Origin of the sequence: Flavonifractor sp. An112, from assembly GCF_002161085.1 — a bacterium.
GTDB lineage: Bacteria > Bacillota > Clostridia > Oscillospirales > Oscillospiraceae > Flavonifractor > Flavonifractor avicola.
Window position 1 is genome coordinate 127370 of sequence record NZ_NFLU01000010.1, and the last position, 10716, is coordinate 138085.

The 10716-nt window shown below is 51.3% G+C and carries 8 protein-coding genes; 3 read left to right on the forward strand and 5 right to left on the reverse strand.

Going from position 1 to position 10716, the window contains the following annotated elements; all coding sequences use genetic code 11:
- Position 1 precedes the first annotated feature (1 nt).
- The 4 genes from B5E56_RS10450 to B5E56_RS10465 all read right to left on the reverse strand — a co-directional run bounded on the left by B5E56_RS10450 (position 2) and on the right by B5E56_RS10465 (position 6102).
- Positions 2 to 1264: a RecQ family ATP-dependent DNA helicase gene (locus tag B5E56_RS10450; protein WP_087389782.1), complete on the reverse strand. Its 1263-nt coding sequence runs from the start codon at positions 1262 to 1264 to the stop codon at positions 2 to 4.
- Positions 1265 to 1588: 324 nt separating this feature from the next.
- Complete coding sequence (locus B5E56_RS10455; RefSeq protein ID WP_087389784.1) at positions 1589 to 2818, reverse strand: RecQ family ATP-dependent DNA helicase; 1230 nt, start codon at positions 2816 to 2818, stop codon at positions 1589 to 1591.
- A gap of 15 nt (positions 2819 to 2833) precedes the next feature.
- A complete protein-coding gene (locus B5E56_RS10460; RefSeq protein WP_087389788.1) occupies positions 2834 to 4447 on the reverse strand; it encodes a hypothetical protein in 1614 nt (537 codons plus the stop codon).
- 47 nt (positions 4448 to 4494) lie between these two features.
- The gene (locus B5E56_RS10465; RefSeq protein WP_087389791.1) at positions 4495 to 6102 is read right to left on the reverse strand and encodes a recombinase family protein; all 1608 of its coding nucleotides are present in this window, start codon (positions 6100 to 6102) and stop codon (positions 4495 to 4497) included.
- Positions 6103 to 6405: 303 nt separating this feature from the next.
- Between B5E56_RS10465 and B5E56_RS10470 the strand changes: the two genes are divergently transcribed.
- Genes B5E56_RS10470 through B5E56_RS10480 form a run of 3 tightly spaced genes read left to right on the forward strand, consistent with a single transcriptional unit; the run spans position 6406 to position 9581 of the window.
- Complete coding sequence (locus tag B5E56_RS10470; RefSeq protein ID WP_143383160.1) at positions 6406 to 8454, forward strand: hypothetical protein; 2049 nt, start codon at positions 6406 to 6408, stop codon at positions 8452 to 8454.
- 27 nt (positions 8455 to 8481) lie between these two features.
- The gene (locus B5E56_RS10475) at positions 8482 to 8994 is read left to right on the forward strand and encodes an NAD(P)-dependent oxidoreductase (protein ID WP_087389797.1); all 513 of its coding nucleotides are present in this window, start codon (positions 8482 to 8484) and stop codon (positions 8992 to 8994) included.
- A gap of 2 nt (positions 8995 to 8996) precedes the next feature.
- Positions 8997 to 9581, forward strand: a complete 585-nt coding sequence (locus B5E56_RS10480) for a dipicolinate synthase subunit B (protein ID WP_087187768.1) — start codon at positions 8997 to 8999, stop codon at positions 9579 to 9581.
- 60 nt (positions 9582 to 9641) lie between these two features.
- Here B5E56_RS10480 and B5E56_RS10485 read toward each other — a convergent pair.
- The coding region (locus tag B5E56_RS10485; RefSeq protein WP_143383161.1) for a glycoside hydrolase family 3 protein at positions 9642 to 10716 on the reverse strand (1075 nt) is incomplete at its 5' end.

Genomic DNA, 10716 nt, shown 5'->3' on the forward strand with positions numbered 1-10716 from the left:
GTCAGCCCCTCCTGTTCCGCTGGCAGTTGGTACAGTGACGGCAGGTGTTGGGCTTCTTCTCACTCAGTGCAGCCAGCACCTGCTGCATGATGCAGGCCTTACCGGTGACGATCCCAATCATCTCGTCCAGCCGGTCCAGCAACAGCTTTTGCAGAGATTCATCATAGTCCTCTTTATAGAGGATAGTTTCGTTCAGATCCCGATCCTCACCGGCATAGAGCAATACACAGCGGGACTTCTTACCATCCCGGCCCGCTCGCCCAATCTGCTGATAGTAGTCAGTCACGCTGAGGGGCAAATTGAAGTGGACTACCAGGCGGATGTCAGGCACATCCACACCCATGCCGAAAGCAGTGGAAGCTACCATGATCCGTTTCTTGCCGTGGATAAACTTCAGCTCATTTCGCTGCCGCTTATCCGGGTCCATGTAAGCATGGCACTTGACCACCTCACCGGGAAACTGATTTGAGAGATAATTGGAAACCAGATCCACATACTTCCGGGTGGCACAGTAGATGACCGTGCGACCCTCTTTGCCGTATTTTTTGAGGTGGTATTTCAGCCGTGACAGGCGATCCTTGATGGTTATAGCAGAGCAGTCCTCTCCAATAAGAATCAGGTTAGAGCGCTCCAGTGAGTTGACGCATACCTCAGGCTCATCCATACCCAGAAACGCACAGATCTCTGAACGGTAGGTTTCCGGCGCGGTAGCTGTAAAGGCAGCAACCACCGGGCGCTTTTTCAGGGTGGACAGCCACTTCCCGATCTCCAGATAGCTGGGGCGGAAGGTGTAGCCCCAGTCCAGCACACAGTGGGCCTCATCCACCACCACCAAGCTGGGTGGATTGTTCTTGATGGCTTTTCGAAACACTTCGGATTGTATGCGTTCCGGGGTAATGTAGAGAAACGGGACACTAAGGTCCAGCCGACATACAGGACCGTCGGTGGTCAATGTAATGCATCCGAAGTCCATGGGATGATTGCCTGAGATCTGATTGGCGCGAATCCCCTTGGCATTGAGCGCCTGCACCTGATCCTCTATCAGAGACAGGGTAGGCTCGATGACCATCGTCCAGGTATGGTGCTTCCGGTGCATGACCAGAGCAGGTACCTGGAAGATGGCTGACTTGCCTGAACCGGTAGGTGCGATGACCAGGGTATCCCGTCCCTTCAGGATGCTGCTGATGGGATGAATCTGATGTTTGCGTAACATCTTTAACTGAAGCGCGTCCATGGCTTCTCTTACGTCATAGTGGATCTTCATATAAAATTACTCCTAACATGATGATTTAAGCTGTTTGTACAGCCCTATACTCATGTTAGGAGTGTTTCAATTTATAATGGCTTTTGGTGGACTGTTCGGCGGATTCACTCGTTGGATAGGATATTGCGCAAACCTCATGCAGAGGGTAGTTCCACAGATTTTTGGAAAAAAAGTGTAGATAGAGGAATACTAGATAGGGCAGAAAAATCAAGATTCCATTAGAAAAGTATTTGCGTTTCTGTCCCGTCTGTATTGTCCAGAATCGAAAAACATAGTAAAATAAAAAAGTGAGGACTGCTAGGCCACCGCAGTCCTCGCCGCATTTTAACAACAATGCTTCCGTCGGCAGGAAGGGCAGTTATGGCAACGCTTCCCTACCTTGTCGCCAAAATATTTTTCACCCAATTTCCAAACACAGGCCTCTCCCGATACAATTTCATGGAGTAATTTGTCCTGTTTTGACACATATTTTGAGGGCCTGTCCCTCTTCAGGATAGCCTTATTCCGCCCGAAGTCTCCATCGTGATAGATGAGACAACACTTGGCGGTCCTGCCATCCCGTCCCGCACGGCCAATTTCTTGAAAGTACGCATCCACTGTTAGCGGAAGCCCCGCATGAATGACCAAACGCACATCGGGGATGTCCACACCTAATCCGAAGGCTGAAGTGGAAACCATGATCCTGCACTTACCTTGTGCAAAGCGGTGCTGCTCTTCCTTACGCACACTGTGTTTGGTTTTACCATGGAGGCAGGCTGCAGGATATCCCCTGCTTTTAATGAGCCGGTATATATCTTCTGCTCGCTTGGGGGTGGGGCAATATATAATTGTTTTCCCCTCCCCGATTTTCTCCAGCTGTCTGAGCACAGCCTGTCCCACCAAATCCTGATGGGAGTCGCCGCTGACCCGGTGAATGCTAAGTTTTAGGTTGGTGCGTCGAATCGCTCCTTTGAACACCTCGGCATCAGGCAACTCCAACTCCCTTTTCAGTGCTCTAATTCCTTTCTCTGTCACTGTGGCAGTTAAGGCTATGACCTGAGGCCTTACAGGGAGTTTCCGAAGTACATTGGCTATCTCGTGGAACTCAGGACGAAAATGCTCTGTGGCCCCCAATATGAGGTGTGCCTCATCCACAATCACACGGCGGCAGCCGCCCTGCGACAGCACACACTGTATATCTTCCTTTACCAACTGCTCCGGCCCCAGGTAGAGCAGCGTATTGCCAGGTCCCTCCTTCATTGCGGCTAACACTGCATTACGCTCCTGCGTACTCTGAGCGGAGTTCAACAAATATGCCGTTACTCCCTTTCCCAGCATTTTGGCCATCTGATCGCTCTGCAATGCCAGCATTGGAGATATTACCAGTGTATAACCTTTGTTGTCCACAATAGCCGGCACCTGTCCAATCAACGATTTACCCTTTCCAGTGGGAAGCCGCACAATGATATTCTTACCTGCTAGCGCTGCCTGGAGGGGCAACTTCTGTTCCTCACGTAGCGCACGAACCCCCAGCATACACAATGCCTTGTCCATCTCATTCTTAATGTTCCTCATGAGTACCTCCTCAGCTCATCGTTCGCATCGTTCGGTCGTTAGGAATTCCGGAATCGCGCCAATGTCCAATTTCAGAAAGCGCTTAGGTGCTCCCTTCTTGAAATGAATAGGCTCACTTTTTTCTCGAATCCGTCCCGTATCTTTGAGAACGGTGAGGATCTCCTGGAGCAAATTTCCTGGCACCTCATTTCTCAGTAAGAAACGTTGAAATGAATTCTCAGAGAAGCAGAGAAACGGCCCTACATGTCCCGTCTTATTAGGCGACGGTTGGTAATAAAAGGCAAACGCAGTCTCGAGCTGCTCAATCGCATCCTCCCGTTTATTGGGGCACATTACAATACCCGCCTTCCCATAGGCAGTAGGATCATCTAACTTTTGCAGTGCCCTTTTGATTTGCGCACGCTGTTGACTCATCTGAATTTCTGTTTTCTCAGCATCCGAGCAGAACAATTGTCTGACTTGTTCCGAACGTACTCCCGATGGGAACACCGTGCGAATCACCTGCAATACAATTGCCTGCCGCCACCGTGTTATTGCCGTTGTACGGTAGGCCTCCGGTGCACGTACGGCATACGATACAGCCTGGAGTACGTTCGTCAAAAACTGTTCCGCCTTCGTCAGAATGGTCTTGGACACTGCTCGCAGAATATCCTGTTCGGCGCAACTCAGTTCCGGCAGCTGCCCACGCAACTCGATATTCCAGACATACCCACGCAGGGCACAGTACTCTGTGAGGACAATCGGGACTACGGGAAATGGGCAGGGTACAGTTTCAGAATGGGTCAGGATTTGTTGGTGATATTCCAGCTCAGATAGAAATAAGTCCTTTCGTTTGCCAGCTAGGTGGTAGAGCGCCAAGCCAGAGTACTCTGGCGGCCAGCTGTTTTCCGATGCCTCAATGATCGGGGGAGCGGTACCCTCACCCGTGATCCGGCAGGAAAAATTAATAGCCCCCAGCAAGGTTCGGATAGCATCCAAATCTTGATTTCGCCCTAATACTCGAACCATCAAGCACGGGCGAAGCTCCGCCGAACAAAACACAGAGATCTGACTGAACAGACCGGCCAGGAAAAGTTCTCGGCCTGTCTGTCCCAAATGCTCCAACACCCGAAGGGCCTGTTCCTCAGTACATGTATTTGAACACACCTCCGCCTGGAGTAGAATCGCTGTCTGCTCCCATGGTATGTAGTCGATCTGCATCTCGTATCCACTCAACACTTCCTTGCCGGCATAGAGCATCGCAATGAATGCGTCGGTCTCCTCCTTATCCAACTGAAGTTTACCGGCCAACCATTTGATCCCCTTGTTTACCGGCAGAGCAAATGCCTCAACATAACTGCCGGAATCATACTGGATCAGAATGGTCCGCAGACGTGCATAGCGCTTTATCCTGCTCTCAATAGTAAAGACTGGGCCTAGCACAGCACAGAAGGGTAACCGCGTTCTGCCTTGATAAAGAAAGCCCCCGTTGTATTTACTCCAATCCCGGTGTTCCTTGATATAGTTGCGTACCTCGGAAAACAGCTTATTCGCGTGTTTGATTCGCCCTAGCCGCAGGAGAAAACAATTAGCTGACACTGGCGAAAAGGTTTGCGATGTTTTCCAATACAGTTGTTCGATAATATTCATTGTTTTAGTTCTCCTTTTTTGTCCTGATGGGGCGGTTAACCGCCCCATCAGGTCATCTCACGTTCCAGAATCGGGGTGCACTCCTGAATCTTAATATGATAATTCTTTCCTGTTCCCTCCCCCACAGCCTTGACACGAAACCGCACCGGAAACTCCGCAACTTCCACCAAAAAGTCATCTTGATTCACCGTAATACGTCGAATCAGTTCATCCAAAACGGCGTCTCCACCCTCTAATTCCTGCTCCAACAAGGCCCGGATTTCCTGGAATCTTTGCTCGTCTTGCTGGGCACTTGCACGGTCTCGCTCTAACTTCTCTGCCCGGTCATGCAGTCTAGCCATCTCCTTTTCACATCGGGATACCAGGCGGGTCATGTCCTCCCGATTGATAACTCCATCCATCCAGGCTTCCAACGCTCGATCTTTCCGGTTTATCTGCTGTTCCAGCTCTCTTTTGATACGGGTCAGTTCTCGGAGGCCGTTGTCTTCAGTTTTTCGCAGGGCTTTCAGTTCTTCCATCAAACAGTCGATCATGCCTTGCCCATTCAACGACAACTGACTCAGCACATGTCGAGCCACAGCGACGATCACCGGTCCATGCACCGCACGCATGTTGCATGTATCCGTGCCGTCCAGATACCCGCGACATACAAAACGCACATACTCACTCCCGTTGGCCCGACGGGTACGCTTTACGGCAAAGCTCTTACCACAGCATCCGCACCGCACTTTGCCGGAATACCAATATCTAGATGAGTGGCGTGTTTTCTGACTCTGCATCTTAGCCCGCCGAGTTAGCTCATCCTGAACCGCTTCAAATTCCTGGCGGCTGACAATACTTTCGTGGTGGTCTTTGAGGAGAAACTGCTCTTCCTTACCATCATTCAGAACCTTACGGTGCGTCAGATGATCTGTCGTCCGATACTTTTTCTGGAGCAGATCTCCACAGTACTTCTCGTTTCGAAGAACACGAAGTATCATCGTAGAAGACCAGGCACCTTGAGATCGGGAAGGAGGAAGAATACCATCTGCGGTCAATTCCCGTGCAATGGTATGGGTGCCCTTGCGTTCAATTAGAAATTTGTGGTATATTAATTTAATAACCGCTGCTTCTTCCGGCTCCTTGATAAGTTTTCCGCCGCACAAGGTATATCCGTAGATCGAATTGTTGCCGAAGACAACTCCACGACGCATGGCCTGAAGTTGCCCCCAGCGTGTGCGTTCAGAAATTTTGCGGCTTTCCTCCTGAGCTACGCTCGCCATGATTGTCAGCCGGAATTCACCGTCATTGTCCCTGGTGTCAATATTGTCATTGAGAAAGAATACTCCTACCCCACAAGCCTTTAACTGCCGGGTGATCTGAAGCGTGTCGACAGTATTGCGGGCAAATCTGGAAACCTCTTTCGTAAGGATCAGATCGATCTCACCGTTCATAGCCTTATGGATCATCTCTACAAATTGAGGTCTTTGCCTGACGGAGGTACCGGACATACCTTCATCAGCGAACACACCTACCAGTTCCCAGTCAGCATGAGACTGTATGTACGTTTGAAAAAAGGCCTGCTGCGCAGCCAGGGAATTTCGCTGATCTTCCTTATCAGTAGAAACGCGGCAATACGCCGCAACTCTCAGAACTCTGTCATCCCCGGAGAGCATAGTACTCCACCGTGGTGATCATCCCCGCCTGCAGTAACATACGCAGCAGAGCGTTCCGAATATGTACTTCCATAACAACTCCTCCTTTTCGCATCATGTGAGCTCACGGTCATATTCTATCGCACTAATAAGAGTTCAACATGAACGCATAAATCGCACATTAAATTAATTATTTCAGCCGTTTTATACATTTGTATCCGCAAACTTCAGTTGTTATTTAAATATATATTCACTTTTCTTCCATATTATTCCTTTTTCCATAAAGTACCATTTGACATTTTACGAACACAGAGGGACTAGAGTATGCGCAGACTTCGGCGAAAATTTCATCCGGATCAGCAAGACCGTTATTGCGGCCCTTATTATACTTTTACAACTTTCCTTCAGGCTTACCAAAGTCAAGCGATTACTGAACAGTGCACCTCCACTTTTTCAAAGTTATGCGCAATCAGAAAACTTAAAACAGAATGTGCAAGCGATACCTTTAACATGGAATCTGTGGCAGAAAGAATACGCGCCCTTCTAACAGACCGTGGCCTTCTTTTTCCACAAACCAGAGAACGTTTTTTTACGGACACACGCTACAGTCTAAAACTACATCAGGAATGGCATGAATTCTATGCCCAGTCAGCCAATGCAATGAACGTAGACGGGCGCCTAAGCACGACGAATAGGGTACTGCATTTTGCCAAACAGGTTTACATGAATAGTACACCAGAATTACGGTGCGCTATCTCCATGGAACGCATATTCCAAGGATTGAAACTGCTTCTTCAGGACTGGGACGGCCCATTCTCCGCTCTCACATACAACTATGATGATGTTGGATATTGCAAAGGTGAATTGGGCCTTCTGGAAAACAAGAACTCTGAGAACAAATTCCTATCTGAAAATCAATCACAGCCATCCGTTTGTATTTCCGCTGATGCAATCATGGAAACCTGGCTTAAGACTGTGCAGCTGCAGTTTGGAGATCTGCAGTCCTTTTCTGGAAGTCAATTTTTGAGGGAACAACTGAATTTTACAACTATAGAACTATATTACTTTTTCGCCTATATCTTACCTGGGTGTATAAGCAAAGAGACTCAGTATCAAATTTGTATAGAGCGGAAGAACGCATATACAGCAATGATTTCTGATGGTCAAACATCGCTTTGGAAAGAGCAGGTCAAAGCCTATCAATTGGAAGATCTTTCTCATTGGCAATCGGCCTTGCCTTCGCTGAAATCATATCTAGCTCCGGATTTGACCCGTTACAGCAAAGACAGCTTTTCTTTAGGTGACTCTTTGGATGATGACTCTGAGCAATGTGCACTGCTTTTGAAAAAAGCTTTTTCTGATTATTTTGACCGTGTAGAACCCAGCGCCAAAAGAGAGCTCATAGAAACCATTGTTGATGAATTATCACGTTGTTTTTTGTCTTCCTGCCGCAAAGATGGTATCCAACCGCTTTTTATGGATACACCAAGCATAATCTTTCAGCTAGTTCGCTCTCCTGTCTATCGGTATTTTTATCAGCTGGAAGACCGTAATTGGAATCTTCGGTCAACAGTAGAAAATGCATGCGTGAAGTTTGCTCTTCCAATAACACTCCAGTCTTTGGATGCTGACGAGTCTCTATACCTCGATATCGTAGAAGCTTGCAATCACTATTGCACTGCACATCAGATTCCATTTGATAATAAGGCATGGCATTCCCTTTGGTCCTGTATTCGCCAAACTGTGCTGTGCCTTTCCATTCAGAAAGAAGACCTCTTCTCCGCGCAATACAAACTGCGTAGCCTGCTGCAATTTCGCGAAAAAGGTTACCCCATTTTAGATCAGCTATTGTCAACTAAACTGGGCGCTTCTAATTCCACTGCCTACATCAGCCTTTGGCGTGGAATTATGAATTGGAGGCCTCATAGGGCGCCCCAAAATGAAGCACACAATTCCTACATGCACCTTAATAAGTCGGATTGGCTAAAGCAATTCAATAGTGTTATTGAAGAATATCGCCTTTTGTTTGAATGCCCCACCACCGACATTGATCAAGTCTCCGAATGTCTCTATCCTATTTGCGACGGTCTACATTTTAACAAGATTTCCTTTCTGCCAGATCACGAAGGTCTCAAAGAGCTGTCCCAAGAATGGGATATAGCCCCCAAGGCCCGGTCAGGACCGATCCAGGCTATCAAAGGTGAAAGATTAAGGGTCAACCAATCCGGAAAGCAGGGCAAAATTTCCCGTATTCGCTCTATAGATCTGATTCTGATGGAATGGTTGATCCTCCAATGCGCTTGTGATCAAGCCGGAAGAGAATTGATGTCTGTGATCTATCATTTTTTAACGGTTAAAACAAAGAAACCATAATTTTCGTGTGATGTATCACACAAAATTATGGTTTCTTTGTGTCCTATCAGCAATGCGCTCCCCACCGCTGAGGGAGCCATCCAGATCGCTCTGGAGGAGCTGCCCATCACCCTCCACGGCGCCAGGGTGCTGGTCATCGGCTTTGGACGGGTAGGCAAGGCCCTGTCCCGGCGTCTGGCCGGCCTGGGGGCCAAGGTGAGCGTGGCCGCCCGCAAGTGGGCCGACCTGGCCTGGGCAGAGAGCTGCGGCTACTGCGGGGAGCAGACGGAGCACCTGGCGGGCTGGCTGTGCGGCTACGACCTGGTGGTCAACACCGTCCCCGCCCCCGTGCTGGGCCTCACGGAGCTTTCCGATCTGAAACCGGGCTGCCTGGTCATCGATCTGGCCTCCAAGCCGGGGGGCGTGGACTTTGATGCGGCGGCCCGGCTGGGGGTCAAAGTCATCTGGGCCCTCTCCCTGCCGGGCAAGGTTGCGCCGGTAACGGCAGGCCAGTGTATTCAGACCACCATCTACAACATATTGCGGGAATTGGGAGTGTGAGCATGGAACAAGCGAAGGTTGGATTCGCCTTTTGCGGGTCTTTTTGTACATTCAGTATGGCTATGACCGCCCTGGAGCAGGTGAAGGCCCGGTTTGGGGACGTGACCCCCATCGTGTCGGAGGCCGCCGCCGCCAACGACACCCGGTTCGGCCCGGCCCATGAGTTTATGCGGGAGATGGAGCGCATCTGTGACAAGCGGGTCATCGACTCTCTGGTAAAAGCGGAGCCCATCGGGCCCAAAAAGCTGTTGGATGTGCTGGTCATCTGTCCCTGCACCGGCAACACTCTGGCAAAGCTGGCAAACGGCGTCACCGACTCCACCGTCACCATGGCGGCCAAAGCCCATCTGCGCAACGGCCGCCCACTGGTGATCTGTCCCGCCACCAATGACGCTCTGGCCGCTTCGGCCAAGAACATCGGGGCGTTGCTGGACAAGAAGCACGTCTATTTCGTCCCCTTCCGGCAGGACGATCCCCAGGGCAAGCCCACCTCGGTGGTGGCCGACTTCTCTCTGGTGCCCGACACCATTGCCGCCGCTCTGGAGGGACGCCAGCTCCAGCCCCTGCTGCTGGGCAGCCCCGCCTGAGATCGCGTCAGGCATAAAAAAAGGACTGCTGTGATACAGCAGTCCTTTTTCCTGTTTCATTCACTCCAAAGGGATGAGGCCCCGGTTGATCTTGAACGTGAGAATGCGCTGTACGCTCTCATCCAGCCGCTCCTCCGAGATGGAGCCGTCCTCCACCGCCGCCTCCAGGGCCGCAATGGTACCGTCCAGATCGCCGGGACACAGCAGGATATCCACCCCAGCCTGAATGGCCATCACCGCCGCCTGACCGCCGGTATAATACTTGGTAAGGGCAGACATCTCCATGGCGTCTGTCATGACCACCCCGTTAAAGCCCATCTCCTCCCGGAGCAGACCGGTGACGATCTCATAGGACAGAGGGGCGGGCTGATCGTCCAGGTCGGGAACAATGAGATGGCCCATCATCACCGCGTCCGCCCCCGCCTCGATGCCCGCCTGGAAGGGGATCAGCTCCCCCTGCCGCAGCTGGTCCAGAGTGCGATACAGATAGGTGGCCCCGTCGTGGGAATCGGTGGAGGTACCGCCGTGGCCGGGGAAGTGCTTGAGCACCGCCCCCACGCCGCCGTCGTGGAAACCCTTCACCGCCGCCGCCACCAGCTCCGCCGCGGTATTGAAGTCGGTAGAATAGGCCCGGTCGCCGATAACGGTGTTCTCCGGATTGGTCCACACGTCGGCCACCGGGGCCAGGTCGGTGTTGAAGCCGCAGCTGGCCAGATCGGAGCCGATGGTGTAGGCATTGTCGTAGGCGGTCTCGGGGCCCTGGTCCTCATAGTCCAGCATGGGGCCCACCCAGGTGGTACCCACGGTGCTCATGAGGCGGGTGACCCGTCCCCCCTCCTCGTCGCAGGTAAAGATGAGGGGGATCTTGGAATAGCTCTGGCTGTTGTCCAGCATCTGCTTGAGCTGGCTCTGGCTGAGCATATTGGGCTTGCGGTACAGAATACCGCAGATAGGGTAGCGCTCCAGCCCCGCTTTGGTGGCCGCACCCGCCTGGGTGGCAGTGCTTACGCCGGTAAGATCCTCGGGAGATACGATGATAAGCTGGCAGATCTTTTCATACTGGCTCATCTCAGCCGTCATCTCCGCCGCCAGAGCCGCCGTCCTCTCCTCCACCGTGGGGGTGGGGGTAGGGGTG

Coding starts and splice junctions, on each gene's coding strand:
- B5E56_RS10450 (WP_087389782.1), bottom strand. CDS start 1,264: ATGAAGATCCACTATGACGTAAGAGAAGCCATGGACGCGCTTCAGTTA.
- B5E56_RS10455 (WP_087389784.1), bottom strand. CDS start 2,818: ATGAGGAACATTAAGAATGAGATGGACAAGGCATTGTGTATGCTGGGG.
- B5E56_RS10460 (WP_087389788.1), bottom strand. CDS start 4,447: ATGAATATTATCGAACAACTGTATTGGAAAACATCGCAAACCTTTTCG.
- B5E56_RS10465 (WP_087389791.1), bottom strand. CDS start 6,102: ATGCTCTCCGGGGATGACAGAGTTCTGAGAGTTGCGGCGTATTGCCGC.
- B5E56_RS10470 (WP_143383160.1), top strand. CDS start 6,406: ATGCGCAGACTTCGGCGAAAATTTCATCCGGATCAGCAAGACCGTTAT.
- B5E56_RS10475 (WP_087389797.1), top strand. CDS start 8,482: ATGGTTTCTTTGTGTCCTATCAGCAATGCGCTCCCCACCGCTGAGGGA.
- B5E56_RS10480 (WP_087187768.1), top strand. CDS start 8,997: ATGGAACAAGCGAAGGTTGGATTCGCCTTTTGCGGGTCTTTTTGTACA.